The following is a 26,901-nucleotide window of genomic DNA, read 5'->3' as shown; positions in this document are numbered from 1 at the left end:
ATCGAGCATTCACCGATCGACGTTTGTTACGCCCCGGTGAAATCGGTCTGTGGAAAACACCACCGACTGTGGACGATCTGCGATGTCAGAGCAACGCGGCCGCCATCACCTCTCGCGGTGCCGGCATACCGGTGAACTGCTCCACCTGCCCGAACGCCTGATTCAGGAGCATCGCCAAACCACCGATCACGATGCCGCCCGATGCCGCCACGGCCGAAGCCAACGGCGTCGGCCAGGGATCGTAGATCGCGTCCAGGACGAACCTCGCCCGACTCAACTGCCCGGTGAACGGTTCAGCGGCAACCGCCGGGACCGTGCTCACGAGCACGGACGAGTCCGCGCACACTTCGCCCAGACGCGGGTCGTCGAACGCCACGAAATCGATCTCGAGTCCCGCCGACGCTCCACAGTCGATCGCCCCCGACGCGCGACCGGCGTCCCGCGCGACGACACTGACCGACGCCACGCCCAGGTCCGCAAGAGCCACCAGTGCGGGGCGGGCTGTTCCGCCGGCCCCGATCACCACAGCCGACGAGTCCGTCAGATCGCCGACACCACCGGCGATCAGAGCGCCACTGACGCCGTCGACGTCCGTGCAATCTGCCCGCCACCCACCGTCGATACGGACCAAGGTGTTCGCCGAACCGATCGTGACAGCCCGCGGGGTTCGCTCAGTGGCGTAGTCGAGGGCCGCGATCTTGCCCGGCATGGTCACCGACAGACCGACCCATTCCGGTCCCAGACTCTCGACCAACGCCGGCAACTGCTCGCCGGTGCACTCGATCCGCTCGTACGTCCATCCGGTCAGGCCGAGGGATTCGTACGCCGCCCGATGCAGTAACGGGGACTTCGAGTGCTCGATCGGCGACCCGAGGACGGCGGCTTTACGCGGCCCGCTCACCTCAACGACCACTGTCGAGGATGCCGCTCTCGAGTGCCAGTTGAATGTTGGCGAGATGTTCCTCATAACTGTGCGTGAACAGCGTCTGGCCTTCCTTGTTGATCGTGACGAAATACAACCAGTCACCGTCCGCGGGCGCCTCGACGGCTCTGAGTGCGTCCAGGCTCGGCGATGCGATAGGCGTGGCGGGCAGTCCGGGCATGGCGTACGTGTTCCACGGAGTCACACGGGCGCGGTCCTCGTCGGTGGTGGCCACTTCGGTGGTGTCCAACGAGTAATTGACGGTGGAGTCGAACTGCAGCGGCTGACCCACGGCAAGCCTGTTGACGATCACGCGGGCAACCTTCGACATGTCCACCGGCAGAGCCTCGCGTTCGACCAAGGATGCCGACACCAGAAGCTGGTACGGCGTCAATCCCACGCCGGCTCCCGCGGTGAGGATGCCAGTCGATTCGTACTGCGCCGCACTGCCTTCGACCAGAGCGCGCAGGATGTCGGTCGGTGACGCGGTGGGGTCGAAATCCCAACTGCGCGCGGCGATGAGACCTTCGAGCTGCCGGTCCTTGTCCGGAACACCCTGCACCGAAGACATGGCCCACTGCGGCACTCCGAGTGCCGTCAGATCGGGTGAGGCACCGGCCACGTTGAGATCGTCGGCCGAAACACACTTCTGTGAATCAGCCGGACCCACGCAACTGGCCTCGGCGATCAGGCTGTAGATGCCCTTCTTGACCGCCTCGGTCTGCACGTCCCGCGAATCGTGCAATTGGCGGCCCTCGGCCACGACGACGTACCCGACACGGGAATCGGGTGCGATCAGGGCATCGAGTGCATCCGAGGCCTTGCTCTGGACGGGGACTTGGTAGAACCCGGGCTGAACCTTCGATATCTCGGTCGGGTTGGCTACTGCGGCGTTGTAGAACGCAGCGGAGCTGGCGACCACGTCTTTGGCCGCGAGGGCACCGCCGATCTCGGTGGCGGTATCGCCGCTGTGCACCTGAATCACCACGGGAGCACCACCGGGGCCGGCGAAGTCGGCCGGCGCGCTGGTGCGATCGAAATACCAGAAAGCTCCGTACGCTCCGGCGCCCAGGACTGCGAGAACCAGGACCAGGATCGCCAGCACGCCGACTTTCTTGCCACGTTTGGCGCGCTTGTCACGGGCCTCGCGGTTCTTGCGGGCTTGGGAGCGGGATGTGTGCGGCGGGTCGATACTCTGTGGCAGCGCCCGCATGACGACGGTCTCGGTGTTGTCGTAGTCGAACGACCGTTCGTATCGGCGCCCCGGCGCCGGTTCCTGCTGTTGTGGCTCGTATCGACCACGGGAGTACCGATCGCGGGCGTCGGATGGATACTGCGCGCTGCCGGGAGCGCCCCCCGGGTCGCGGGCGTCGGTTCGGTGCGGTTCCGCGAGGTGAGGTGCACGCTGCTCGTGTCGGTCGTGCCCGGCCCCGTCAGCGCTGTGCTCGTCGGGACGGTAGGCATCAGGGCTGTACCCATCATCGTGGAGATCACGGCCGTCGTGCTGTCGATCCCGTCCGTCCGTCGGGGTCGGCTCCCGCCAGCCGGCCTGATACGCCTCGTGTCGGTCGGTCTGCTGTGGGTCGCCCTCGTCCCAACGCCCGCTCACCGACCATCCTCCCCTGCGGATGCGTCGCCTGACGACTCCACTGGTGTCACTGCTCTACTCCGCTCGTCCAACCACCCTTGCAAGATTTCCACCGCAGCGGCCTGGTCGATCATCGGGCGCTGTCCGCGAGCCTTGACGCCGCTCTCACGCAAGTTGCGTGCTGCGGTGACTGTGGTCAGTCGCTCGTCGGACAATCGCACCGGTATCGGTTCTACTGCTCGTTGCAGTCGTTTCGCGAACGCGGTTGCGATGCCGGCAGCCTTACCGTGCTCACCGCGCAGCGTCTGTGGCAGTCCGACGATAACCTCCACGGCCTCGTACTCGGCGACGATGTCGATAATGCGCCGAATATCGGGCGCGTCGGGACCGCGTTCCTTGGATCGGCTGACCGTTTCGACCGGTGTGGCCAGAATGCCGTCCGGGTCGCTCGATGCGACTCCGATCCGGACGCTTCCGACGTCTATCGCGATTCGTCGGCCGCGCCCCGGATCGTCGACACCCGGACGGTCGGGGCCCGGTTGGGTCGCCACCGTCAGCTTCCGCTCGCCAGCTCTCCGACGCGGTCCCGGATCGCATCGAGGGCTGCGGGGATTCCTGCGGCGTCGGACCCGGAGCCCTGTGCCATATCCGGCTTTCCGCCGCCTCGGCCGCCGATCTTCGGGCCGAAGGACCCGACCAGATCGCCGGCCTTGATGCCGAGAGCTTGGGCGGCCTTGCTCACGGCGACGACGAACGGCACCTTGCCGTCGACATCACCGAGGAGCGAAACGACGGCAGGTTCGGTACCGAGACGCCCCTTGACGTCGGTGACGAGAGCGCGCAGATCGTTACCGCCGACGCCGGCTGGAGCCGGCTCTGCGATCACGAGAACGCCCCCGATTCGGGTGGCCTTGGCGACGAAATCGCCGGCCGCGGCGAGAACCGCCTTCGCCTTGGTCTGTTCGAGTTCCTTCTCGGCTACCTTGAGACGCTCGACCAACGCCTCGACGCGGGCCGGAACTTCCTCGGACGGCACCTTCAGCGACGAGGACAAACCGGCCATCAACGCGCGTTCCTTGGCCAGGTACCGGTACGAGTCGAGGCCGACGTACGCCTCGACGCGCCGGATGCCGGAGCCGACGGATTGCTCACCGAGCAGCGTGACCTGACCGATCTGCGCGGAGCTGCCGACGTGGGTACCGCCGCACAGTTCCATCGAGAACGGTCCGCCGATTTCGACGACCCGGACCTCGTCGCCGTAGTTCTCGCCGAAGAGCGCCATCGCGCCCATCGCCTTGGCCTTGTCCAGGTCGGTGACAAAGGTGTTCACCGCATAGTTCGCTGCCACCGCTTCGTTGGTGACGGCTTCGATGTCCTGCTTCTGCGACTCCGACAGCGCGCCCTGCCAGGAGAAGTCGAAACGGAGGTATCCGGGCTTGTTCAACGAGCCGGCCTGGACGGCGTTGGGGCCGAGCACCTGACGCAGCGCCGCGTGCACCATGTGCGTGCCGGAGTGGCCCTGAGTCGAGCCCTTGCGCCACTGCGCGTCGACGTGCACGAGCAGCGCATCGCCCTCGGCGATCTCGCCCTTGCCGATGGTGACCTTGTGAGTCCAGACCTTCTTCGCGATCTTCTGCACGTCGTCGACGCGCGCTTCGAAGCCGGGTGCGGTGAGGGTACCGATGTCCGCGATCTGTCCACCGGACTCCGCGTACAGCGGGCTCCGATCGACGATCACCTCCACGGACTGACCGGCCGTGGCGACGGGTACGCGGACGCCGTCCGAGATGAGCGCGAGCACCCGCGCTTCGGAGACCAGCTCGTCGAAGCCGGTGAATTCGGTGGGCCCGCGATCGAGGAGCTCTTTGTAGACGGTGAGGTCGGCGTGGGCGTGCTTTCGTGCCTGGGCGTCGTCCTTGGCGCGCTTGCGTTGCTCGGCCATGAGCGTGCGGAAACCGTCTTCGTCGACCGAAAGCCCGGCCTCCGAAGCCATTTCCAGGGTCAGGTCGATCGGGAAGCCATAGGTGTCGTGCAGCGCGAACGCCTGGTCACCGCCGATGACGGATTTGCCGGACGACTTGACCGCGTCCGCGGCACCTTCGAACAACGCCGAACCCGAGGCCAGGGTCTTGAGGAATGCGGTCTCTTCGCCGACTGCGACGTTCTCGATTCGCGTGAAATCACTCTCGAGCACCGGGTACGAAGGGGCCATGGTGTCGCGGACGACGACCATGAACTCACGCATCGTGGGCTGCTCACTGCCGAGTAGTTTGGCCGAGCGCACAATGCGGCGCAACAACCGGCGCAGCACGTAACCGCGGCCGTAGTTACCCGGGTTGACGCCGTCCGCGATCAACATCGCGGCCGTGCGCGCGTGGTCGGCGATGACGCGAAAGCGCACGTCGGAAGTGTGATCGGCACCGTAGACGCTGCCCGTCAGCTCGGCCGCCTTCTCGATCACCGGGCGGAGCAGGTCGGTCTCGTAGACGTTCTCGACGCCCTGAAGCAGGAACGCGACACGCTCGATGCCCATGCCGGTGTCGATGTTCTTCTTCGGCAGCGGTCCGAGGATCTGATAGTCGCCCTTGTTGGTGCCTTCACCGCGTTCGTTCTGCATGAACACGAGGTTCCAGATCTCGATGTAGCGGTCCTCGTCGGCCTCCGGGCCACCTTCGACGCCGTATTCGGGGCCCCGGTCGTAGAAGATCTCCGAGCACGGGCCGCACGGGCCGGGGATACCCATGGACCAGTAATTGTCCTTCATACCGCGGCGCTGAATGCGCTCTTCCGGCACGCCGACCTCGTCACGCCAGATCGCGAACGCTTCGTCGTCGTCGAGGTAGACGGTTGCCCACAGGCGCGTCGGGTCGATGCCGTAGCCGCCGTCTTCGACCGATCCGGTCAACAACTGCCAGGCCAGGGCGATGGCGTCCTTCTTGAAGTAGTCGCCGAAGGAGAAGTTGCCTGCCATCTGGAAGAACGTGTTGTGACGGGTGGTGATGCCCACTTCCTCGATGTCGAGGGTGCGAACGCACTTCTGCACCGAGGTGGCACGGGTGTAGGACGGGGTCTGCTGGCCGAGGAAGTACGGCACGAACGGCACCATGCCCGCATTGACGAACAGAAGGTTCGGATCATCGAGAATCAGCGACGCGCTGGGAACCTCGCTGTGGCCGGCCTTGACGAAGTGGTCGAGGAATCGCCTGCGGATCTCGTGGGTTTGCACTAACCGTTCCTTACCTTCAAGACGTCGAGCTACGGGTGTCCAGACTATCGCGTCGATGCAGCTACTTTTCCGGGACTCAGCCTCGGACGATCCGGCGCAGCTTCACCACCCGATCCGCTATCTCCCGCTCGTTGCCGTGGTTGGTGGGCTCGTAATAGTCGACGCCGACCAGGTCGTCCGGCGGATACTGTTGCCGCAGAACGCCATCACGCGTGTCGTGTGGGTACTTGTAGCCGATCGCGTTACCGAGGGCCTCGGCACCCTTGTAGTGGCCGTCACGTAGATGTGGTGGCACCAAACCGGATTTTCCGGCGGCCACGTCTGCCATGGCCGCACCGAGTGCCGCGGTGACCGCACCGGACTTGGGCGCGGTGGCCAGGTGAATGGTCGCCTGCGCCAACGCCAGCCTGGCTTCGGGCATCCCGATCAGCTGCACGGCCTGTGCGGCAGCCGCCGCGGTCTGCAATGCCATCGGATCGGCCATGCCGATGTCCTCGCTGGCATGGACCATCAGCCGCCGTGCGATGAAGCGAGGGTCTTCCCCCGCGGTCAGCATTCGAGCCAGGTAGTGCAGCGCGGCGTCGACGTCGGAGCCGCGGATGCTCTTGATGAACGCACTGATGACGTCGTAGTGCTGATCTCCGGCCCGGTCGTAGCGCACCGCCGCCTTGTCGACGCTCGCCTCGACCGTCGCGAGATCCACAACGGCCGGGCCCGACTCGCCGTCCGCGGTGTCGAGGGCGGCACCGGCCGCGGCTTCGAGCGCAGTCAGAGCACGGCGGGCGTCACCGGACGCCAGCCGCACCAGATGGTCCATCGCGTCGTCCTCGACGGTCACCGAGCCGCCGAAACCGCGTTCGTCGGTCACTGCGCGTTCGAGCAGTTCCTGCACGTCGGCGGGTGTCAGCGACTGCAACTGCAGCACCAGCGAACGCGAGAGCAAGGCCGAGACCACGGAAAACGACGGATTCTCGGTGGTGGCGCCCACCAACAACACGATTCGATTTTCCACCGCCGCGAGAAGTGCATCCTGTTGCGTCTTGGAGAAGCGGTGCACCTCGTCGATGAACAGGACAGTCTGTTCACCGCCCAGTAGTCGTCGGCGGGCAAGTTCGATGACACCGCGAACTTCCTTGACCCCGGCCGACAATGCCGACATCGCCTCGAAGCGTCGACCGGTAGCCCCCGAGATCAACGACGCCAAGGTGGTCTTTCCGGTACCCGGCGGACCGTACAGCATCACCGAGGCCGCCCCGGAACCTTCCACCAGACGTCGCAGCGGCGCCCCCTGGCCGAGCAGGTGTTGCTGACCGACGACTTCTCCGAGCGTGCGGGGACGCATCCGCACCGCCAGCGGAGCGCTCAGATCCACGGCCATCGGCTCCGATCGCGGCACCGACACAGCGCGCGGCTCGTCGGCCACGTCCTCCTCGATCTGCGGAGCCTCGAACAGTCCGCTGTCCTCCACGTCACCTTCACCCTGCCAATCACTCACGGCCCGACGTTACTGGAGCACACCGACGCCACGCGAAATCTGTCGCCGAAGCCGTGACGCCACACGCACCGGCGCAGCGGATTCGATAGCGTGGTCGCCATGAGCACCTCCGAGATCGCCACCGTCCTCGCGTGGCACGACGCACTCAACAACCGCGATACCGACACCCTGCTGAAACTGTCGAGCGACGACATCGAGGTAGCAGGCCCGAAAGGCGCAGGACAAGGCCTCGCGGCACTACGCGAATGGGCCGAAACTGCAGACGTGACGCTGATCCCGGGCGCCCTGTACGTCCACCACGGGGTGGTCGTGGCGGAGCAGACCGAGACATGGGCGGCCGAGCCGGACAAGCCGCAGACGGTCGCCTCGGCATTTCGGGTAGTACGCGATCAGGTCACGTCCACGTTCCGGCACGACAGCCTTGCCGCAGCTCTCGCGGCAACTGATCTGTCCGAGAACGATCTCTTCGAAGACAACTGACCCTACTCGCGGCGGGCCGCGCACGCGCCCGCCGCGGCTCAGCTGAAGCGGGCTCGAAGTGCCGTGACCATCTGCTGCGAGTGTGATGCGACCGCCGTGTTGCCGGTAACGTCTGCCGCCCTGGCAAGGCGTTCCCAGCGAACGATCAGTGCCTCGGCGCGGGGTATCGACAGGTGATGTTCACGGACCGCAGCGATACGCGAATGATCTTCGGGCAGAAACAGATACGTACTGAGCCAGACCCAGATAAGTTGCGCCTCGACGAGGCGACGCCCCAACTCTGCCTCGTCCGCGAGTGCCGGCCACATACCTACCACTTCGGCGCGCCACGCGTCGACCATTGCCGACGCTCGCTCCTCGGTGAGATCCACACTGCACAGGCAGCCCGGGAACGACACGAGCGAATGGGCGATATCGAGCGTCGCGTCCCGATAGCCGCCCCACTCGTAGTCGAGGAACCGAACACCCTCGTCGTTGACGATGATGTTGTCCGGGCACAGATCGGACGGGCTGAATGCCCGAAAACGTCCGCCGCTGAACAACTGTCGTCCGCGATCGACTTGCGAGGTCACCTCGGCGTCGACGTCGACGCCCAGAAGTTCGGCCAGCAGGGACGGTACTTCGGCGACGACGCGGCCGACCTGGTCGGAGATCTCGTCGCAGTAGTGCCCTACGTCCGCTCGACGCAGCAGGGCCGTGAAATCTCCCTCGCGACCAACGGTTGCGGCGTGCATGCGGCCCATTGCCTGGGCCATGGCCATGAGCGTATTCGTGACGGTGTCGGGGTCCGGGTCTTCCAGTAGCGCGCTGATCGGCGTCGAATCTCCCAGATCACTGAGCACGAGAAGTTGAGAGTTCAGATCGGATGCAAGCAATTGCGCACCTGGACGCGCATCCTTCGCCAATGCGTTGGCGAACTGGTAAGACACCGCTTCGCGGAGGAACGCGGCGCCGGAGTCGAACGAGCGCGCGCCGTCCGTGGACTGGGCGATCACCGTCTTGGCGCCACCGTCGAAGGAGTTGCGAACCTGCTTGATCACCAGAGTCCTGGGCAAGGAGAACGGATTCTCGTCCACCCGAACCCTCAATACGATGGTACGTCCACTGCCCCCCAGGTCCACGGGATCCACCAGGGTCACGGGTGCGCCGGTTCGGCGAGCGAGCAGGTGCTCGGCTGCCGCGACGACTTCGGAAACGGGGTCTGCCAGTATTGCTGTCATCACAGACCAACCTACCCGTTAGCGATCACGCTCACGGCACACTTGCCGCCACTGATTTCGAGGAGGCACCGGCAAAACCGCCCACAAACCGGATCTATCAGCGTTGATAGCGCAATCATCGTGCCCGGAAACGAATTTCACCTAGACGAACAAAATGCCCGGGCACCGTGATGATTCGGTACCCGGACACTTGTCCGACCTACATGCCTACGCGCTCGGCGCGTCGTCGTCCTTCTTCTCGGGCTTCGCGTCTATGCCCGATTCCTTGCGCTGCTGGAGCGAGATCGCTGCAGGCGCAGAGGTGAGCGGATCCACGCCGCCGCCGGACTTCGGGAAGGCGATGACCTCTCGGATCGAGTCCACGCCGGCGAGCAACGCGGTGATGCGGTCCCAGCCGAACGCGATTCCGCCGTGCGGTGGCGCGCCGAACGCAAACGCGTCGAGGAGGAAGCCGAACTGTTCCTGTGCCTCTTCCTCTGTGATACCCATGACGCCGAACACCCGCTCCTGGATGTCGCGACGGTGGATACGGATACTGCCACCACCGATCTCGTTGCCGTTGCAGACGATGTCGTACGCGTACGCCAACGCCGACCCGGGATCGGTGTCGAAGGTGTCGAAGAACTCCGGTTTGGGCGAGGTGAAGGCGTGGTGCACGGCAGTCCACGCGGAATGCCCGAGAGCGACGTCACCGGACGCGGTGGCGTCGGCGGCCGGTTCGAACATCGGCGCGTCGACGATCCACACGAATGCCCACGCCTTGGGGTCGATGAGGTCTTTCTTGCGAGCGATCTCGCCGCGCGCCGCACCGAGCAGTGCGCGGGTGGACTTGGTCGCCCCTGCACCGAAGAAAATGCAGTCGCCCGGCTGCGCGCCGACGTGGGCGGCAAGGCCGGCGCGTTCGGCGTCGGTCAGGTTCTTGGCGACAGGTCCGCCGAGGGTGCCGTCCTCACCGACCAGCACATACGCCAATCCCTTGGACCCGCGCTGCTTGGCCCATTCCTGCCACGCGTCGAGCTGCTTGCGCGGCTGGCTCGCACCACCGGGCATGACGACGGCGCCCACGTACTCGGCCTGGAAGACACGGAAGCTGGTGTCTTTGAAGAATTCGGCACACTCGACCAGTTCGATGCCGAAACGCAGATCGGGCTTGTCGCTGCCGTAGCGGCGCATCGCCTCGTCGTAGGTCATCCTCGCGATCGGAGTCTTGATCTCGTGACCGACCAGCTTCCACAGCGCCGTCAGGATTTCCTCGGCGAGCAGGATCACGTCGTCCTGGTTCACGAAGGACATCTCGACGTCGAGCTGCGTGAACTCCGGCTGGCGGTCCGCACGGAAGTCCTCGTCACGGTAGCAGCGGGCAATCTGGTAGTACCGCTCGATACCGCCGACCATCAGGAGCTGCTTGAACAACTGCGGGCTCTGGGGCAACGCGTAGAAGTTGCCCGGCTGAAGACGCGACGGAACGAGGAAGTCGCGTGCACCCTCCGGGGTGGAACGCGTCAACGTGGGCGTCTCCACTTCGACGAATTCATGGCTCGCCAGCACCCCACGGGCGGCGGCACTCACCTTGGAGCGCAGACGAATTGCGTGTCCGGGTCCTTCGCGACGCAGATCGAGATAGCGATATTTCAGACGCGCTTCCTCGCCGACCTGATCGTCGAGCTGGAACGGCAGCGGCGCACTCTCGTTGAGTACCTCGAGTTCGGTGGCATTGACCTCGACAGCACCGGTGGGGATCTCGAAGTTCTGGTTGCCTTCCGGACGAACCTCGACGACGCCGGTCACGCGGACGCAGTACTCCGCACGCAAACGGTGGGCCTGCTCGGCGACGTCACCTGCGCGGAAGACGACCTGCGACACTCCGGACGCATCACGAAGATCGATGAAGATCACTCCGCCGTGATCACGACGCCTGGCGACCCAACCGGTGAGCGTAACTGTCTGCCCTGCCTGCTCGGGTCGCAATGAACCGGCGAGATGTGTGCGCAGCACGAGATTCCTTTCGAAATACAGCCGACGATCGACTACTTTGCCTGCGATCCTACGGAGCGAAGTGGGCAGAGCGGAAACGCGGACCACGTGTCTCATGCGAAGCTATGTCCGGACGTGAGCGCAAGCACATATTCCATGGTGGCCAGGCGAGAAGAAAGCGAACACAGATGACCTTCAACGAGGGGGCCCGCGGCGAAGCGGGGCGCGTTCAGGTTCAGGGCGGCGGGGGTGGCGGTCGGGGCGGGAAACTGGCGATCGGCGGCGGGGCGGGCGGCATCGTCGTGCTGATCCTGGCGCTGCTGTTCGGCGGTGATCCCGGCTCGTTCCTTAGCGGGCTGAGCAGCTCGGACGAGACCACGAGTTCGTCCACCGGACTGAACTCGGTGGACGACTGCACCGGCGCCCAGGCCAACACCGACGTCAACTGCCGGGTGGCGTTGACCGTCGGCAGCCTCGACGACGTGTGGCAGCAGGAACTGCTCACCCAGACCGGAACGCCCTACGTACGCCCCGACGTCGTGTTGTTCAGCGGTTCGGTGAACACCGGGTGCGGACAGGCGTCGAGTGACGTCGGGCCGTTCTACTGCCCGGCCGACAAGACGGCGTATTTCGATACGTCGTTCTTCCAACTTCTGGTGGATCGCTTCGGTTCGAGTGGCGGACCGTTGGCCCAGGAGTACGTCGTCGCGCACGAGTTCGGCCACCATATCCAGAACCAACTCGGCGACATCGGCCGTGCGCAGGCCGACCCGCAGGGCGAGCAGTCCGGCGCAGTCCGGACCGAACTGCAGGCAGACTGTTATGCCGGTGTGTGGGCGCACTTCGCCGATTCGATACCCAACGGCAAGTCCGGGCAGCCATTCCTGAAGCCGTTGTCTCAAAACGACATTCGTGACGCACTCTCGGCAGCGTCGGCGGTCGGTGACGATCGGATCCAAAAGGCGGCCACCGGCCGCGTCAATCCGGAGGGCTGGACGCACGGCTCCTCCGAGCAGCGCCAGAAGTGGTTCCTGACCGGATATCAGTCCGGACAGGTCTCCTCGTGCGACACCTATTCGACTCGGGATCTGAACAACCCGCCCGGCCTGAAACTGAAGTGACCGTCGGAGAACCATTCCGCCGACAATTTTTTTTGTCTTGACAGATCTCATTGTCGGTGGAATGGTTTTCTCATGTTGGAGGTAGCAGTCATCGATCGAGCGGCCGTGGCAGAAGCCACGCTCGATCCGGTGCGCCAGAAGATACTGGCCGAACTCGCCGTACCGGGGTCGGCTACGTCGTTGGCGGCACGCGTGGGCCTCACTCGACAGAAGGTCAACTATCACCTGCGCACCCTCGAAGAGCACGGGCTCGTCGAACTGGTGCAGGAACGCAAACGCGGAAATATGACCGAGCGGATCATGCAGGCCAGCGCCGCGTCGTACGTGATCTCCCCCGCCGCATTGTCTGCGCTCGCTCCCGATCCGAGCAGGTTCCCCGATCAACTTTCCGCCCGCTGGCTCGTCACTCTGGCGTCGCGCCTCGTCCGCGAGGTCGGCGAGCTCATCGCGAGGGCCACCGCCGCAGGGAAGCCGCTGGCGTCGTACTCCATCGACAGCGAGGTGACGTTCGGGACCGCCGCCGACCGTGCTGCGTTTGCCGTCGAACTCGGCGAGACCGTCAATTCACTTGTCGCCAAGTATCACGACGGCAACGCCGAAACCGGCCGCAGACACCGACTGGTAGTCGCGTTGCATCCCAGCCTCACCACACCGACAACACTCGACTCGACCGAAACGGAGAAGTAGTGATGCCCGAGAATTTCGAGATCCGCCGCGAAGTAGTCGTACCCGGAACACCCGAGCAGATTTGGGCCGCGATCTCCGCGGAAACCGGCGGGTGGATGTTCCCCTCCCCCTTGGAATTTCCGGCCGACGGTAGCCGCCCGGACAGCCCGGTCATCGCCACGTGGGAACCCCCCACCGAACTGGCCATCCGTGTGGAAGGCCCTGACGGCTGGTTCAACAATCTCGAATACGTCGTCGAAGGACACGACAACAGCACTGCTGTCGTTCGCTACGTTCACGAGGGCGTCTTCACACAGGACTGGGACAACCAGTACGACGGTGCAAGCAAACACACCGACTTCTATCTGCACAGCCTCGGCCAGTACCTTCGATACTTCGCCGGTCGGACCGCCACCTACGTCACCGTCGAGGGTCCGGAATCGTCGAGCGCCCGAGACGGCGTCGACGTGTTACGCACCGCGCTCGGCATCGGGCCGACCACGGCTGTCGGCGACACTCTCACCGTCGGCGTTCCCGGGCTCGAGCCTGTCGACGTCGTTGTCGACTACCTCGACGACTGGTTCACCGGCCTGCGGAGCGAGAGCGCACTGTTGCGATTCTACGGCCGAAATGCCTTCGGCGGCACGGTCGATGCTGCGCACCATCTGTTCGCCGCCGGCACCGACGGTAATGCCACGACGGCGGCTTGGCAGACCTGGCTCGACGGGGTTTTCGGCTGATGATCTAGGAGTCGGGTTCGGAGGTTGATCGTCGCACTGCGCGGGCGAGCAGTTCCGGACTCGACGTCAGCGCCTTACGCCACGGGAGTACGCCGTCGATCTCGATCTGGATGGACAGACTCAGAACGGTTCGGATCAACACGATGAGTCCGAGCACGGCGGCGTCGGTCAGCGACGGCGTCGACGTCACGGTCTTCACCAGATCCGCGGCCACCAGAATCTCGAGTCCCAACAGAATCACCGCCCCCAGGGTTTCCCGAAGTGTGCGAAACGCCGAAGCACCGTCTTTGGTGCGCGCCCACGCCCGGCCGGCAATGGTGAAGGCGAACACCATACCGATCACGATCGCGATTACTCCGAGAACCTCCAACCACTCGGTGACCAGCTCGAAGAATCGTGTGGTGTTCATGAGGACATGTTCGGGTCCGGAATCGGACAAGTCGAGCGGACGCGCCGCCATCGTCGAATGAATTTCATTCAACGCCCCCAGGGCGCACACCTGTCCACCCGCCAGGACATTCAACCGCTGCGGCAGCCGGTACCCCCGTGCAGTCTTGCGTAGAACGCCTCTATTGCGTCGTCGATGTATTCAATGCGCGCGCAGCGAACGCACTTGGCCCCCTTCTTTGCCTGCTCTTTGTGTATTCTTTGACCAAATATTGCAGTGGCTGAAATATTGCATGGTGTGCAATAATTGTCGAAATGGGGCACGAGACACCGGGATTGCGCGAGCGGAAAAGAATCGCCACCCGACAACAGATCGAACAAACCGCAGTGGAACTCGTGCTCGAACTCGGGTACGAAAATGTCACTGTCGAGCGCATTTGCGAAAGATGCAACCTCTCGACTCGCACGTTCTTCAACTACTTCCCCACCAAGGACGCCGCCATCGGTGGGTTGATGCTCAGAGTTCCCGCACCCGAAATCATGACCACGCTCCTCGCCGAGCATCCCGAAGATCCCCTTCGCGGCGCACTTGCCGTGTTCGAGGAAGCCATGCGACTGGTCGACGAGCGGCCGGACATCCTCGTACATCGTCGCCAGATCTTCGATCGACATCCAGCCCTGCTCCAACAACATCTGGCCGCATTCCACGAACTGGAAGACACGCTCACCCGGACACTCACCCAGGAACTGCTGCAGCGCCCGGGACATCGGCTACTCGACGACACCGCGGCGATCGACGAGGCCACCGTGACGGTCGTCATCGCCGGAGCTGCAATGCGGTACGTGTTCCGTCAATGGCAGAAGAGCGAGCGCGCAAGTCCGCGCACCGAACTTGTCGATCCCGCCCTCGAACTCATGGCCCGAGTCCTACGCTCGGATCAGTGAAAAATCACCACTAATTCACAAAGGATGCCTATGTCCACCCGAGAAGCTGCGCCGACCGGCACCGAAGTCGACGCACCGACCGACAAACGAGCGTTGATTCTCGTATTCGTCGGCCTGATGATCACCATGCTGTTGGCGTCATTGGATCAGATGGTGTTCAGTACTGCCCTGCCCACCATCGTCGGCGAGCTGCACGGGGTGAACCACATGGTGTGGGTCACCACCGCGTACATTCTCGCTTCGACGATCATGATGCCGGTGTACGGCAAGATGGGCGACTTGATCGGCCGAAAAGGCCTGTTCATCGGCGCAATCAGCATTTTCATCGTCGGCTCGATCATCGGGGGCATGTCCCATGACATGACCACTCTCATCGCCGGCCGCGCCGTTCAGGGGCTCGGCGGTGGCGGGCTGATCCTGCTGTCCCAGGCAATCATCGCCGACGTCGTCCCTGCACGTCAGCGCGGCCGCTACATGGGTGCGATGGGTGGCGTGTTCGCCCTGGCGTCGGTGGCAGGCCCGCTACTCGGCGGCTGGTTCACCGAGAGCATCGGTTGGCGATGGGCCTTCTGGATCAACATTCCGCTCGGCCTGCTCGCCATCGCCAGCGCTGTCGCATTCCTTCACCTACCCAAGCCGAACCGCGGTAAGCCTCGAATCGACTACCTGGGGATGGCCCTGGTAGCCACTGCAGCCACCTGTCTGATTCTCTTCACCACCTGGGGCGGCAACACCTACGCGTGGGGCTCCGGCATCATCATCGGCCTGATGATCGGATCCGTTGTTGCGGCAGTCGCATTCGTGTACGTCGAACGCCGCGCCGCCGAACCGGTTATTCCGATGCACCTGTTCGCCCAGAAGAATTTCGTTCTCACCACCTCCGCCGGTCTGGTGATCGGCATCGCGATGTTCGGTGCACTGGCTTACCTGCCCACGTACATCCAGATGGTGACCGGAAAGAACGCCACCGAAGCCGGGCTGATGATGATCCCGATGATGGCAGGCCTGCTGGTCGCGTCTATCGGATCCGGCCAGTTGGTCAGCCGCACCGGTCGGTACAAGGTCTTCCCGATCGTCGGCACCTCGATCGTGGCTGTCGCCCTCGTACTACTTTCGCGCCTGACCCCGTCGACGTCACTGGTCGTGTTCGGCCTGTACATCGCACTCATGGGCGTCGGACTGGGGCTGGTCATGCAAATCCTGATTCTGATCGTGCAGAACACCTTCCCGGCAGGCGAAGTCGGCACAGCGACGGCCTCGAATAACTTCTTCCGCCAGATCGGGGCATCACTCGGCAGCGCGGTAGTCGGCAGTCTCTTCGCCTCACGATTGACCAATCTTCTGTCCGAACGACTGCCCGCAGGTGCGTCGGCCGGTGGAGACGCGAACTCACTCACACCTGAAGTTCTCTGGAAGTTGCCCGCTCGAGTTCGCGAAATCATCGTCGGGTCGTACAACGACGCGCTCGCCCCGATCTTCATGTACCTCGTTCCGCTGGTCATCGCAGCGGTGATCTTGCTGCTGTTCGTCACGGAAAAGCCATTGGCAACCACCATCGACCGGTCGGCCGCTCCCCTCGACTGACCGAACACCACTACACCGACATGCCGTACGGCCCGGATCGCTCGCCCGGGCCGTACGGCATTTTCCGGTCCCTACCTTCGTTGCCCGATGCTCAGCTAGTGATGTGGTGGTGAGTTCAGTGGTGACTGTGAACCGTTGTTGCGTGCGCATCTGACATAGCCAAAGTTCGGTAAATTGTGTAGTTCCGTCATTGGCAGATGAATAGCAGAAGCGAACCCGCCGGAGAGATGACCAGAAATCGTCCACAGTCGCAGGCCCACTCGGCGGCGGTCGCGTACTCCACGCGCACCCGCGCATCGCCCCTCGACCGGATTGACGACGACCGTCCAGACCGCCACCCTCCCCCACCGGACTCGGCTGAGCGATCGATCTCGTACGGCGACTCGCCCCCGGCCGGCCAATGCCGGGGGCGAGATGCAAGCGCGCCCGCGACGTGTCAGCGACATTACCGGGGCTGTGGATCACCCCGCCGCACTACTGCGCGAGCAATGACGACGAACAAGTTCTGCCTGGATGAGGTATCCGGATCACACTCGTGCGCCGACAGTCGATTTAGCGACTATCGCACCGATTTACGACTTCGCGATTGATCAGTTTCCACGTCCACCACGAGGAAGCTCTCTCGCCACGCTCCGTTCGCGCGATCGGTCAATGGGTAGGAGGCGAGAGCCTTCGGCGCTCGACGAAGTTCGTAAAACCTTTCGGTGCCGGGGAGGAACTGCCGCGTAGCCCAACCCCACGTGGTTCCGTGCGGCAGCGACGCATCTGGTCGCACGTCCGACTCGACCGACATCAACCGAAGCCGCCGTACCACCCCGACCGTGACAGCGTCGTCGTCGAAATCAGCCCACACCTGGCCGAGGATCGGCCCCTTCCGGGAGGTCCCGGCATTGAGAATCAGCGCTCCTGACACGTCGATCCTCGACGGGACCGGCATGTCCGCGTCGAACATGAACTGCAACGAACCGAGGTGTCCGATCGAGGGCTGCACCGCGATGTCGACCGATGAATCACGACCCAGCCGCGTCGTCCGGGGCTTCGAGCTCGACCGAACCGTAGCGGTGACGGCCCACGGCGGCGTGAGCGCAACCCACCTGGTCGCACACCCCGGATTCCAGAACAACCCCCACCTGATCGTCTCCCCCAATTCCGGTGGGGCGAACCATCGGATTTTCATACTGCCGATCACCACCGGCGTGATCATCGGGTCGAGGTTCTCCGACGGATCGACCACTCGACCGGTTCGACCCGCTCGTCCAGACCGAGCACCACTCTGGCCGCGTTCCGCCCCTGATCGAACAGCGACTGCCGCACCGTGGTCAGTCCGGCAGTCGCGGACGCTTCGATATCGTCCCATCCGACGACGGCGACATCGTCCGGCGCCGCGCAGCCCAGTTCCCGGACGGCGTCGAGGGCACCGAGCGCGAGTTCGTCGGTCATGGCCAATACGAGGTCCGGTCGACGACTCGCCGGCACGTCGAGAAGCAAGCGTGCGAGGCGCGCGCCTTCACTTCTCTCGTTGACTGCGGCGATTCCTACGCGCACCGCATTCCACTCGAGACCCGCGTCGCGGACGGCGCGCACATAACCGGTGAGTCGGTGCCGAGGTACCGGGAAGACTGCTTCCTCCGGCGCCACGTCCATTCGGATGTCCGACCGACGTTCCCGATCCCACGGCACGCTGATCACCGTCGGCCGTGTCGATCCCACCAGTCCGACCGTGGCGATGGCCACCGCACCCTCGATGTCGTCCATGGCAACCAGATCGAGGCCCTCGTGGACGGGGCCGCCCTGGATGCACGCAGGCTTTCCGGTTCCGGCAATCGCATCGAGAATCGGATCGTCGATCGCGGTGGTCCACACGATGTACCCGTCGACCGCCGCATCGCGAACCCGGTCGAGATCACCCGGCCGGCCCGAGTTGGGCAGCATCATCAGGCCGGCGTTGGCGTCGAGGCAGGCGTCGGCGATCCCGGACAGAAACCGGCGTGCGACCGCATCCTCGAACGCATAGGTCAATTTCTCACTGAAGACGACCGCGATGTTGTTGAACTTCCCACTCCGCAACGACTGCGCGGCACGATTCGGACCCGAATATCCGAGCTCTTCCGCAGCGGCGAAAACCTTGGATCGCGTCGATTCCGACACCCTGTCCGGCTGCGCGAACGAGTACGACACCGACATCACCGACACTCCCGCGGCCTTGGCGACATCCGCCATCGTCGGCCGGGAGGAACGCTGCACTCGAGTGTCCATGACCGCGAGCATACCGGCGTACACATCGGCACTATCGCTTGTGTAACGATACATGTATCGTTACACACCATGATCGACCGTGCATCAACCGCAACCACGCTGCGCTTGGCCACCCTGGCTGCAGCCGCGTTCGTCTACGTCACGGCGGAAATGCTGCCCGTCGGACTGCTGACCGAAATCTCCTCCGACCTCGCCGTCACCGAGGGCAGGGTCGGACTGCTGCTGACCTTCTACGCGTACGGGGTCGCGGCGCTGACCTTGCCGCTGATCTCAGCGATCAAGACCTGGCCACGCCGACGCGTCGTGGTACTCACCGTGGCAGTCCTGGCGGTCTCGCAACTCGTTGCTGCCCTTGCCGTCAACTACCCGATGCTCGTGGCAGCGCGCCTGCTGTGCGCAGGCACACACGGGGTGTTCTGGGCAGTGGTCGCACCGGTGGCAGCAGCGCTGGTGCCGCGCGCACAACAAGGCAAGGCGATCGCGACGGTGTACGCCGGCATGTCGCTCGCCCTCGTTCTCGGCGGGCCACTGTCCTCGGCAATCGGGCAGTCGTGGGGCTGGCGAACCGCTCCGGCGGCAATCGGACTCGCCGCCGTACTCATTGCTCTCGCGCTGCATCGCGCACTACCCACCATGCCGGTCGATGCCGGTGAGAGCTCCGCGGTGAACAAACCGAGGCAGACACCGGCCATGCGTCGCGCCCTCGCCGTCATCTGCACGGCAACACTGCTCGCGGCCCTCGGACATTTTGCCGCCTACACCTATTTCACGCTGTTGGTCGAACAAAGCCTCGGCTCGTCCGGCACCGTCCGGACGATGATGCTCCTGCTGTACGGCACAGCCGGAGCGCTGGGAGTGTGGGCGGCCGCAAAGTTCTACGACCGCAGAGCGCGATTGTTCACCCTGAGCTCGATCGCTACAGTCGCCGGCGCTCTGGCCGTTTTCTGGCTCCTGGCACCGTCGGTGGGGTTCTTCGCCGTTCTCGCCACAATTCTGTGGGGCGCGGCGTACACCACAATTCCCATCTGCCTCCAGTCGTCGGTGCTGCGCGCCGTTCCGATCGGGACCGACCAGGCGTCCGCCGTGTACGTGGTCGTGTTCCAGGTCGCGATCGCGACCGGGGCACTTCTCGGTGCTGGAATCGTCGACAACGGCGGACTGACGTACATTGCCGGCATCGGTGCGGCTGTCATGCTCGGGGCCTTCGGTGTCGTACTCGTCGGCCGACGCGGGTTTCCACGCGAACAGGAACGCACACCCCACTCCCCCGACCCGGTCGTAGCGGATCGATCGAACTGACGGGTCCACTCTTTCGGACTACAGCCTCGGGTCGACGGGCTCGGATTCGAGGGCCAGCACCGCGAACACCGCCTGGTGCGCCCGCCACAACGGTTCACGATCGACGAGCCGGGTGACGGCCTCCATGCCGAGCGCGTACTCCCGTAGAGCCATCGACTGTTTGTGTCCCGGATTCCGATTGCGCAACCGCGTGAGAGTCGACGGTTCCAGATAGTCGGCACCGTAGATCAGGCGCAGGTACTCCCGACCACGAACCTTGATTCCCGGTTGCACGCGAGCATTGAACCCCCGCGGACCGTGAAGCTGATTGGCGAGCGGTTTGACCACCATCCCTTCACCGCCGTCACCGGTCAATCGCTCCCACCACGCGGTTGCCGCAACCACCGAATCGTCGGCACCGAGATCGACCACTGTTCGCCTCGTCGTGGCGAATCGACGAGGGTCCACCGCGGCCAAGCGGTCGGCAAGCGCGAGGTGCCATTCGTGATCGTGTTTCTCGTACGAACGTCCCTCGGTGGCGAGGAGCTGGAACGGCGCGAGGCGCACCCCGTCCAGTCCCGTCGTCGACCACACGTACCGTCGGTATGCCTCGGTGAATCGGTTGATGCTGTGCGCCCGGTTCGCCGTCTGCTCGGACAGTTCGGTGACGTCGAGACCTCGCGCAGTCACCTGTGCCAGTACTGCCGATCGAGCACTCAGATCGGTGCGACCTGCCGCGCCGACAGCGGCGTACTGCGACCGCAGAAGTCCTTCCGCTTTCACGTTCCACGGCAACAGTTCACAGTCGAGTAGTGCCCAATCGGTATCGAGCTCGTCCCAGAGGCCCGCAGCGGTGAACGCCGACGCGATATCGTCGAGCAAGTGCTGGGTCAGATCATCGTCGAAGAACTGCCGCCCGGTCCGGGTGTGCACCATTCCCGAGAGCGAGTCAGGTGCGTCGAATCGACTGCGGGCGACATCCGCGGTCCGGCACACGAGCGCGACCGCTCGCGAGCCCATGTGCTTCTCTTCGCAAATCACCGTCTCGACTCCCGCGGCGCGATACGCCTCGAACGCCGTCGACGGATGCTCGAGGTAGTCGTCGGAGTTGGCGGTGGCGCAGGGCGCCATCGTCGGCGGCAGATACCGCAACCACTGCGGCGCGACGGCAAAGCGGCTCATCACTTCCAGCGCACCGGCTGCGTTCTCCGGCCGGACGGACACTCGTCCCCGCAGTTCGGTGTCCACACCGGTGGTGAAGAGAACGTCGTCGAGGTCGAGAACATCGGGTGCCCGGGTCGGCGGCGCCAAGGGCACAGTCGGTTCGTACCAGACCCGCTCGGCCGGGACCGAGACGATTTCTCGTTCCGGATAGCGCATCGCGGTAAGTGATCCGCCGAACACGCAACCGGTGTCGAGGCAGGCCGTGTTGTTGATCCACTCCACCTCGCGCACCGGGGTGTGCCCGTAGAGCACCGTCGCCGATCCTCGATAGTCCTGGGCCCACGGGTATCGAACCGGCAGGCCGAATTCGTCGGTCTCGCCGGTGGTGTCGCCGTACAGTGCAAAACTGCGCACCCGCCCGGACGCCCGGTTGTGATACGCCTCCTTCAATCCGGCGTGTGCGAGAACGAGATGACCGTCGTCGACGACGAGGTGTGCCACCAGCCCGTCGCAGAACTGTGCGACCTCGCGGCGGAACTCGTCGGACTCGCCTGCCAACTGGTCGAGCGTTTCCGCCAACCCGTGGCTCAGGGTGACCTTCTTCCCGCGCAGCGCCTTCACGAGTTTGTTCTCGTGGTTACCCGGAACCGCAATGGCGTGACCTGCCGCCGTCATCGCCATGACGAGACGCAGCACTCCCACCGAGTCCGGGCCGCGATCGACGTAGTCGCCGAGAAAGGCCGCGGTTCGACCGGCAGGAGGCGCAGCGTTCACTGCTGCCCCGTCCGGCCCGTACTCGAGCGTGTATCCGAGCGCGGTGAGTAACGATTCCAACTCGCGCCGGCATCCGTGGATGTCGCCGATGACGTCGAACGGTCCGTGATTCGTGCGTAGATCGCTGCGTAGGGGCATCCGGATGAAGTTCGCGTCGGAGACCGCGTCCACACCGGAGAGGATGTGGACGGTGCGGAAGCCTTCTTTGCCGAGGCCCCGCAACGACCGGGTCAGCTGTTGGTGCTGACGACGGATCACATCGCGTCCGAATGAACGGCCCGGGCGGGCGTCGTTGCGCGCAGCGCACACGGACTCGGGAACGTGGAGCACCACCGCGACCGGAAGGACATCGTGATCACGTGCCAATGCGACGAGTCGCTTGCGCGCCGCAGGCTGGACATTGGTGGCGTCGATGACTGTGAGCCGTCCGCGGCTCAATCTCTTTGCCGCCGTGAACTCCAACAGTTCGAAGGCGTCGGCGGTGGCGTCCTGCGAGTTGGGGTCGTCGCTGACCAGCGCGCGGCACCGGTCGCTCGACAACGTCTCGTACGCACCGAAATGGTCTGCCGCGAAAGTCGACTTGCCCGAGCCGCTGACGCCGACAAGGACGACAAGGGCGAGGTCAGGGATCTCGTAGTCCGTCATGTGCGTGCTTCCTTCGTGAAGATCGCCATCTGGGTGGGACCACCGAGATCGGGATCGACTGTTCCGATGAACTCGACGGTCACCGCGTAGCTTCGGTCGGTCGCGGTCATGTCGGTCCACGCTGCGAATTGTTTTCTGGTGAATTCGAACCGGTGGTCCGGATGCCGAAACTCCCCCTCGGCCAATCCCGGGTACAGGACGTTGTAATCCGCGTTGGGTGTGGTCACGATGACCGTCTGCGGCGACGCATCGGTGAATACCGAGCGCACGAGCGCCGGCAGGCGTGGCACGTCGATGTGCTCGATCACTTCCATCAGGACGACCGCGTCGAATCCTTTCAGCCTCGTGTCGCGATACGTCGCCGACGACTGCAGAAGCGACACCCGTTCCCGCTGGACGTCGGAGAGTTCGGTCAACTTCAGTCTGCGCTGCGCACGAACGAGTTCACGAGAGCTGACTTCGACGCCGAGGAGTCGATCGAACTGGGCATGGGGCATCAACGCTTCGAGGAGTTTCCCTTCACCACAACCGATGTCGACGACCCGGCGAACAGGCAACTGCCGCAATGTGTCCACCACGGTGTCGACGCGGAGCCTGGCCGGCGAAGGTTCCGGACGCGATACCTTGCCAGGTTGCTGCGCGACATCGGGGATCAAGCGGTCGACTACCGATTCCACCAGTTCACGCTGACGTGCCAGGTAACGGGACATGATCAGCGACGACTCGGGGTGCGACGGCAACCACTGTCCGGCAACCCGGACCAGTTTGTCGGCCTCGTCCGCCCCCACCCAGTAGTGTTTGACGTCGTCGAGCACCGGGAGCAGAACATAGAGGTGCCGAAGCGCTTGCTGCACGGTGAGTTCCCCGGACAGGGTGAGCGAAACGTAGTCGGCGTCACCCCACTGGGGAAGTTCCGGATCGAGCTCCACCGCCGTTGTCCTCACGTCCCAGCCGAGTGGCTCGAACAGGCGGCGCGGCAATCCCGGATCGCCGCCACACGGGACCACCGGAATCGACACCGTCAGAGCCAGGTCGGTTCCGACCAACTCCGGATGTGACTTACACGCCCCGGACAGTGCGGTGCCGAACAGTTTCGAGAGCGCCACGGCCAGAATCGACGACGCCGCATAGGGCCGATCGTTCACATACTGCCCGAGTGCGAAGCTGTCATTTCCGCGCCGAGATCTACTCTGTACCAAATCGATCGGATCGACGTCCACCATCACTGCAATGGTCGTCTGCGTTACCGACGCCTCTGGATACAGAACCGTGGCAGTGCCGACTGCAAGATCGAATACCTGTACCCGCTCGGGATGCTTGTGCAGAAGATAACTCAACGCAGTCGCGTCGGGGCAGTCCGCAGTAGAGGTGGAGGTCAGGGTGAGCAGCACCGGCTGAATCTACCCTGCGGTGCCGCCGCAGCGCCTTCGAATTAACCGAGCGTGCCTACGTTCAGAAGAGCGTGAGCGCCACTGCGGCCCCGACAAATTCGCGTTCGACTGCAGGTGTCTGCACGGGGCGGTGTTCGGACCGCCCACCCAGCCCGTATTGATCGACCAGCGGTTCCACACGCCTACTGAGCCAGCGGCGATACTCGGGCGTGACGTAGGCGCCGCGACCGTACAGTTCGCGGTACCGCCGGATCAGGGCCGGATGCTGCTCGGACAACCAGTTCAGAAACCACCCTCGGGTACTTCCCCGAAGATGCATCGGGAACACGGTGACTCCGGTTGCCCCCGCGTCGGCGATGGCGGCCAGGAGACCGTCGAGGTCTTCGTTGGAGTCGGTGAGGAACGGAATGACCGGCGCCACCATCACGTTGCAGGAAAATCCCAGATCGGTGACGGCGCGAATCAAGTCCAGACGTGCACGAGTAGAGGGAGTTCCGGGTTCGATCTGCTTCTGCAACTCGGCGTTGTGAATGGCGAGCGAGACGCCTATCGAAACATCGACCTGCTCGGCAGCCATCTTCAGCAGTGGCAGATCGCGTCGAAGTAGCGTCCCTTTGGTGAGGATCGAAAACGGGGTTCCCGACTCGGTGAGCGCCCGGATGATCCCCGGCATCAGCCGATATCGTCCTTCGGCCCGCTGATACGGATCGGTGTTGGTCCCCAACGCCACGGGATCGCGCTTCCACGATTTTCGTGCCAACTCCTTTCGCAGAACGGCTGCAACATTGGTCTTGACCACCACTTGGGAGTCGAAGTCCAGGCCGGCGTCGAGGTCGAGATACTCGTGACTCGGCCGCGCAAAGCAGTACCGGCAGGCATGCGAGCAACCGCGAAATGCGTTGACCGTGAAGGTGAACGGCAGCGCAGAGTCTTCGGGTAACTTGTTGAGTGCGCTCTTGCACAGCACCTCGTGGAAGGTGATGCCTTCGAATTCCGGCGTCTGTACCGAGCGCACCAGCCCGGCCCGTTCGAGTCCGGGCAGCGCGCCGTCATCCGCATCCAATGCCTGACCCGACCACCTCATATCACAAAGTCGAACACTTGTTCTAAGGCCTGTCAAGACGGACACGGTGCCGACAGGCCCCCACCTCGCCTTTGACAGATTGGGACATCGGACGGCAGGCGTGTCACACCAGCGGGACCGGCATGACGAGTCCCGCCGACCGGGTCACCAGATTCTCCTCCGAACCGGTCCGTACAGCGGCCGCCGAAGGTCGCCACTCGTCGTTCCGTGAAGCGTCTGGTCCCCGTCGTCGGACCCGATGACGCCGGCAAGTCGAGGCCGGTCGAATTGAATCTCGAACCGCAGTTGCCCGGCGGCGCTTTCGTCGACGCTCGTCCTGATCGACCACGAGTACCACGTCGGTACGCGGTAGTCCGGCACGTGATCCTGGTACCGGTCGAGGTGTCGAAGGTGATTCATTTTCGAGAACCGTTGGTCTGCATGAACTTCCTCGAAACCGACTCGTCGACGAACCGGGCATTCCCACCCTCATGCTCCCGGTAACATCATCCGAGGGTCGAGCCCCGCGAAACTCGACGCTATGACAAATCCGGCTACTTCTTCCAACTGACGAGCGCGGCCGAGTCGGCCGAGGGTGAATGCTCTGGCCCCCAGGTCTTCGACCAGAATTCCGACCGTGTCCAGCGCGGCCTGCTCGTCCCCTGCGATCGGCACGATCGACTTCGAGTCGCGGTTGCACTGCCAATGATCGGCCGGATGCAGATTCAGAGCTTTGACCACCTTCGCCCCTGGGCTGCGCCCGACAACGATGTCGGACATCGAACCCGTTCGCCGTCGAAGCCGGCCGATTCCGTGTGTGACGTCGTTGATCGGATCGACGACGACCTTGCCCCGCAACGCACCGGTCGGGGCACCGAGCACGTCGAGTACCTCTTCGACTCCGTCGGCAGATATCGCCAGAAGGACGGTATCTGCGGTGTCGGCCAAATGACACAATTCTGCGACTTCCAGTGCGTACCTGTCGGCGAGCCCCCGTGCCTTTGTTCGATCTCGGCCGGCCACGGTCACCTGATGACCGGACTCCGCCCACACCTGCCCCAAGATTCGGGCCATCACGCCGGTCCCTGCGATCGCGATTTTCATGTCCGATCCGTCCTGTCGTGGCGAAACCCTACGACTGCCACGGTAGGTGTGCGCGACACACCGCCCGGTAGGGAACCATCTCGTACGATCGAGCGATGAGCCCGGACCGAAACACGTACGGCGATCTGTTCGCGGTGGACTGCCGATTGCGCGACTCGATCCAGGTGTTCGCGCACAAGTGGGATCCGCTGATTCTGGCCGAACTGACCGAAGGCCCCGTCCGGCGTGAGGTCCTACGCCGGCTTCTGTCGATCAGCGACAAATCGTTGACCGAGTCGCTGACCCGACTGCTCGGGCGAGGGTTGATCGTTCGTATCGAAATTCCGTCGGCGCCACTGCGCGTCGACTACGCACTGAGCGGTCAGGGCCGGTCGTTCGTCGACGGGCCGCTGCGGGCGTTGGCGGACTGGACCACGGCAACACAATGAACACCCGCGCTGACGGAGGTGTGGCGGGGCCGAACCCGTGGTCGCCGGCGCAGTTGGCAGAATGATCACAATGTCGAACAGAATCAACATCAGTTCGGGCTCCGAGTGGGAGCCCAAGATCGGATACTCGCGCGCAGTCCGGGTCGGTAACCAGGTTGCGGTCTCAGGCACCACAGCGCCTGGTGACACCCTCGCCGATCAAACCCGCGCAGCACTCGAGACCGTGAAGGCAGCTCTCGCCGATGCGGGCGCTTCGCTCGACGACGTCATCCGTACTCGGATCTATCTGCGCGACATGTCGCAGTGGGAACAGGCCGCGCTGGTTCACGGTGAGGTGTTCGGTGCGATTCGCCCCGCGACAACGATCCTCGAGGTCAGCTCTCTCATCGACTCCGCGCTGTTGATCGAAATCGAAGCTGACGCAGTTCTGAGCTGACACAGACCCGATCC

Annotated in this window: 24 protein-coding genes; 9 read left to right on the top strand and 15 right to left on the bottom strand. The window is 64.1% G+C overall.

Annotation, left to right across the window (positions count from 1 at the left end; all coding sequences use genetic code 11):
* Positions 1-85: 85 nt before the first annotated feature.
* The 5 genes from ABH922_RS09755 to ABH922_RS09735 all read right to left on the bottom strand — a co-directional run bounded on the left by ABH922_RS09755 (position 86) and on the right by ABH922_RS09735 (position 7,159).
* Positions 86-901 (bottom strand): shikimate dehydrogenase, encoded by an 816-nt coding sequence (locus tag ABH922_RS09755; protein WP_424806728.1) that lies wholly within the window; start codon positions 899-901, stop codon positions 86-88.
* Between the two features lies 1 nt (position 902).
* Positions 903-2,531, bottom strand: a complete 1,629-nt coding sequence (locus ABH922_RS09750) for an endolytic transglycosylase MltG (RefSeq protein ID WP_424806727.1) — start codon at positions 2,529-2,531, stop codon at positions 903-905.
* A complete protein-coding gene (gene ruvX / locus ABH922_RS09745; protein ID WP_424806726.1) occupies positions 2,528-3,061 on the bottom strand; it encodes a Holliday junction resolvase RuvX in 534 nt (177 codons plus the stop codon). Before ruvX ends, ABH922_RS09750 begins: the two co-directional genes overlap by 4 nt.
* Before the next feature lie 2 nt (positions 3,062-3,063).
* The gene (gene alaS, locus ABH922_RS09740) at positions 3,064-5,736 is read right to left on the bottom strand and encodes an alanine--tRNA ligase (RefSeq protein ID WP_424806725.1); all 2,673 of its coding nucleotides are present in this window, start codon (positions 5,734-5,736) and stop codon (positions 3,064-3,066) included.
* A 76-nt stretch (positions 5,737-5,812) separates the two neighbouring features.
* Entirely contained in the window at positions 5,813-7,159 is a 1,347-nt protein-coding gene (locus tag ABH922_RS09735) for a replication-associated recombination protein A (protein WP_424809616.1), read from the bottom strand.
* A 171-nt stretch (positions 7,160-7,330) separates the two neighbouring features.
* Here ABH922_RS09735 and ABH922_RS09730 point away from each other — a divergent pair, with 171 nt between their 5' ends.
* Entirely contained in the window at positions 7,331-7,711 is a 381-nt protein-coding gene (locus ABH922_RS09730; protein ID WP_424806724.1) for a nuclear transport factor 2 family protein, read from the top strand.
* Between the two features lie 38 nt (positions 7,712-7,749).
* Here the strand turns inward: ABH922_RS09730 and ABH922_RS09725 are convergent, their stop codons facing one another.
* A complete protein-coding gene (locus tag ABH922_RS09725; RefSeq protein WP_424806723.1) occupies positions 7,750-8,931 on the bottom strand; it encodes a phosphotransferase family protein in 1,182 nt (393 codons plus the stop codon).
* A gap of 207 nt (positions 8,932-9,138) precedes the next feature.
* Positions 9,139-10,926, bottom strand: a complete 1,788-nt coding sequence (aspS, locus tag ABH922_RS09720; protein WP_424806722.1) for an aspartate--tRNA ligase — start codon at positions 10,924-10,926, stop codon at positions 9,139-9,141.
* Between the two features lie 167 nt (positions 10,927-11,093).
* Here aspS and ypfJ point away from each other — a divergent pair, with 167 nt between their 5' ends.
* The 3 genes from ypfJ (at position 11,094) to ABH922_RS09705 (ending at position 13,432) form a co-directional block, all read left to right on the top strand.
* On the top strand, positions 11,094-12,026 hold the full coding sequence (gene ypfJ, locus ABH922_RS09715) for a KPN_02809 family neutral zinc metallopeptidase (RefSeq protein WP_424806721.1): 933 nt from the start codon (positions 11,094-11,096) through the stop codon (positions 12,024-12,026).
* 72 nt (positions 12,027-12,098) lie between these two features.
* Positions 12,099-12,713, top strand: coding sequence for an ArsR/SmtB family transcription factor (locus ABH922_RS09710; RefSeq protein ID WP_424806720.1), 615 nt, complete (start codon positions 12,099-12,101; stop codon positions 12,711-12,713).
* A gap of 2 nt (positions 12,714-12,715) precedes the next feature.
* Positions 12,716-13,432, top strand: coding sequence for an SRPBCC domain-containing protein (locus ABH922_RS09705; RefSeq protein ID WP_424806719.1), 717 nt, complete (start codon positions 12,716-12,718; stop codon positions 13,430-13,432).
* Between the two features lie 4 nt (positions 13,433-13,436).
* Here ABH922_RS09705 and ABH922_RS09700 read toward each other — a convergent pair whose 3' ends face one another.
* The gene (locus ABH922_RS09700; RefSeq protein ID WP_424806718.1) at positions 13,437-13,841 is read right to left on the bottom strand and encodes a DUF1622 domain-containing protein; all 405 of its coding nucleotides are present in this window, start codon (positions 13,839-13,841) and stop codon (positions 13,437-13,439) included.
* 293 nt (positions 13,842-14,134) lie between these two features.
* On the opposite strand from ABH922_RS09700, the gene ABH922_RS09695 reads away from it, so the two are divergent.
* Positions 14,135-14,764, top strand: coding sequence for a TetR/AcrR family transcriptional regulator (locus ABH922_RS09695; protein WP_424806717.1), 630 nt, complete (start codon positions 14,135-14,137; stop codon positions 14,762-14,764).
* A 30-nt stretch (positions 14,765-14,794) separates the two neighbouring features.
* A complete protein-coding gene (locus tag ABH922_RS09690; protein ID WP_424806716.1) occupies positions 14,795-16,348 on the top strand; it encodes an MDR family MFS transporter in 1,554 nt (517 codons plus the stop codon).
* 559 nt (positions 16,349-16,907) lie between these two features.
* Here the strand turns inward: ABH922_RS09690 and ABH922_RS09685 are convergent.
* Together ABH922_RS09685 and ABH922_RS09680 are read right to left on the bottom strand one after the other, a co-directional pair.
* Entirely contained in the window at positions 16,908-17,552 is a 645-nt protein-coding gene (locus tag ABH922_RS09685; RefSeq protein WP_424806715.1) for a hypothetical protein, read from the bottom strand.
* The gene (locus tag ABH922_RS09680; RefSeq protein WP_424806714.1) at positions 17,549-18,604 is read right to left on the bottom strand and encodes a substrate-binding domain-containing protein; all 1,056 of its coding nucleotides are present in this window, start codon (positions 18,602-18,604) and stop codon (positions 17,549-17,551) included. Before ABH922_RS09680 ends, ABH922_RS09685 begins: the two co-directional genes overlap by 4 nt.
* Before the next feature lie 69 nt (positions 18,605-18,673).
* On the opposite strand from ABH922_RS09680, the gene ABH922_RS09675 reads away from it, so the two are divergent.
* A complete protein-coding gene (locus tag ABH922_RS09675) occupies positions 18,674-19,903 on the top strand; it encodes an MFS transporter (RefSeq protein ID WP_424806713.1) in 1,230 nt (409 codons plus the stop codon).
* Positions 19,904-19,921: 18 nt separating this feature from the next.
* Here ABH922_RS09675 and ABH922_RS09670 read toward each other — a convergent pair whose 3' ends face one another.
* The 5 genes from ABH922_RS09670 to ABH922_RS09650 form a co-directional block, all read right to left on the bottom strand.
* Positions 19,922-22,465 carry a polynucleotide kinase-phosphatase gene (locus ABH922_RS09670; RefSeq protein ID WP_424806712.1) on the bottom strand — a complete coding sequence of 848 codons (2,544 nt, stop codon included), beginning with the start codon at positions 22,463-22,465 and terminating at the stop codon, positions 19,922-19,924.
* The gene (locus ABH922_RS09665; RefSeq protein WP_424806711.1) at positions 22,462-23,856 is read right to left on the bottom strand and encodes a 3' terminal RNA ribose 2'-O-methyltransferase Hen1; all 1,395 of its coding nucleotides are present in this window, start codon (positions 23,854-23,856) and stop codon (positions 22,462-22,464) included. The genes ABH922_RS09670 and ABH922_RS09665 overlap by 4 nt, the downstream gene beginning before the upstream one ends.
* A gap of 61 nt (positions 23,857-23,917) precedes the next feature.
* Positions 23,918-24,940, bottom strand: a complete 1,023-nt coding sequence (locus ABH922_RS09660) for an Rv2578c family radical SAM protein (protein WP_424806710.1) — start codon at positions 24,938-24,940, stop codon at positions 23,918-23,920.
* Positions 24,941-25,084: 144 nt separating this feature from the next.
* Positions 25,085-25,339 carry a hypothetical protein gene (locus tag ABH922_RS09655; protein WP_424806709.1) on the bottom strand — a complete coding sequence of 85 codons (255 nt, stop codon included), beginning with the start codon at positions 25,337-25,339 and terminating at the stop codon, positions 25,085-25,087.
* A gap of 69 nt (positions 25,340-25,408) precedes the next feature.
* Positions 25,409-26,023, bottom strand: a complete 615-nt coding sequence (locus tag ABH922_RS09650) for an NADPH-dependent F420 reductase (protein ID WP_424806708.1) — start codon at positions 26,021-26,023, stop codon at positions 25,409-25,411.
* Between the two features lie 95 nt (positions 26,024-26,118).
* Between ABH922_RS09650 and ABH922_RS09645 the strand changes: the two genes are divergently transcribed.
* Positions 26,119-26,451 carry a winged helix-turn-helix transcriptional regulator gene (locus tag ABH922_RS09645; protein ID WP_424806707.1) on the top strand — a complete coding sequence of 111 codons (333 nt, stop codon included), beginning with the start codon at positions 26,119-26,121 and terminating at the stop codon, positions 26,449-26,451.
* A gap of 70 nt (positions 26,452-26,521) precedes the next feature.
* Positions 26,522-26,887, top strand: coding sequence for a RidA family protein (locus ABH922_RS09640; RefSeq protein WP_424806706.1), 366 nt, complete (start codon positions 26,522-26,524; stop codon positions 26,885-26,887).
* The last annotated feature ends 14 nt before the right edge of the window (positions 26,888-26,901 follow it).

Origin of the sequence: Rhodococcus sp. 27YEA15, from assembly GCF_049739425.1 — a bacterium.
GTDB lineage: Bacteria > Actinomycetota > Actinomycetes > Mycobacteriales > Mycobacteriaceae > Rhodococcus_F.
This window is presented reverse-complemented; position numbering and strand designations above follow the sequence as displayed.

Coding starts and splice junctions, on each gene's coding strand:
- ABH922_RS09730 (WP_424806724.1), top strand. CDS start 7,331: ATGAGCACCTCCGAGATCGCCACCGTCCTCGCGTGGCACGACGCACTC.
- ABH922_RS09725 (WP_424806723.1), bottom strand. CDS start 8,931: ATGACAGCAATACTGGCAGACCCCGTTTCCGAAGTCGTCGCGGCAGCC.
- ypfJ (WP_424806721.1), top strand. CDS start 11,094: ATGACCTTCAACGAGGGGGCCCGCGGCGAAGCGGGGCGCGTTCAGGTT.
- ABH922_RS09710 (WP_424806720.1), top strand. CDS start 12,099: ATGTTGGAGGTAGCAGTCATCGATCGAGCGGCCGTGGCAGAAGCCACG.
- ABH922_RS09705 (WP_424806719.1), top strand. CDS start 12,716: ATGCCCGAGAATTTCGAGATCCGCCGCGAAGTAGTCGTACCCGGAACA.
- ABH922_RS09700 (WP_424806718.1), bottom strand. CDS start 13,841: ATGAACACCACACGATTCTTCGAGCTGGTCACCGAGTGGTTGGAGGTT.
- ABH922_RS09695 (WP_424806717.1), top strand. CDS start 14,135: ATGGGGCACGAGACACCGGGATTGCGCGAGCGGAAAAGAATCGCCACC.
- ABH922_RS09690 (WP_424806716.1), top strand. CDS start 14,795: ATGTCCACCCGAGAAGCTGCGCCGACCGGCACCGAAGTCGACGCACCG.
- ABH922_RS09685 (WP_424806715.1), bottom strand. CDS start 17,552: ATGATCACGCCGGTGGTGATCGGCAGTATGAAAATCCGATGGTTCGCC.
- ABH922_RS09680 (WP_424806714.1), bottom strand. CDS start 18,604: ATGGACACTCGAGTGCAGCGTTCCTCCCGGCCGACGATGGCGGATGTC.
- ABH922_RS09675 (WP_424806713.1), top strand. CDS start 18,674: ATGATCGACCGTGCATCAACCGCAACCACGCTGCGCTTGGCCACCCTG.
- ABH922_RS09670 (WP_424806712.1), bottom strand. CDS start 22,465: ATGACGGACTACGAGATCCCTGACCTCGCCCTTGTCGTCCTTGTCGGC.
- ABH922_RS09660 (WP_424806710.1), bottom strand. CDS start 24,940: ATGAGGTGGTCGGGTCAGGCATTGGATGCGGATGACGGCGCGCTGCCC.
- ABH922_RS09655 (WP_424806709.1), bottom strand. CDS start 25,339: ATGAATCACCTTCGACACCTCGACCGGTACCAGGATCACGTGCCGGAC.
- ABH922_RS09650 (WP_424806708.1), bottom strand. CDS start 26,023: ATGAAAATCGCGATCGCAGGGACCGGCGTGATGGCCCGAATCTTGGGG.
- ABH922_RS09645 (WP_424806707.1), top strand. CDS start 26,119: ATGAGCCCGGACCGAAACACGTACGGCGATCTGTTCGCGGTGGACTGC.
- ABH922_RS09640 (WP_424806706.1), top strand. CDS start 26,522: ATGTCGAACAGAATCAACATCAGTTCGGGCTCCGAGTGGGAGCCCAAG.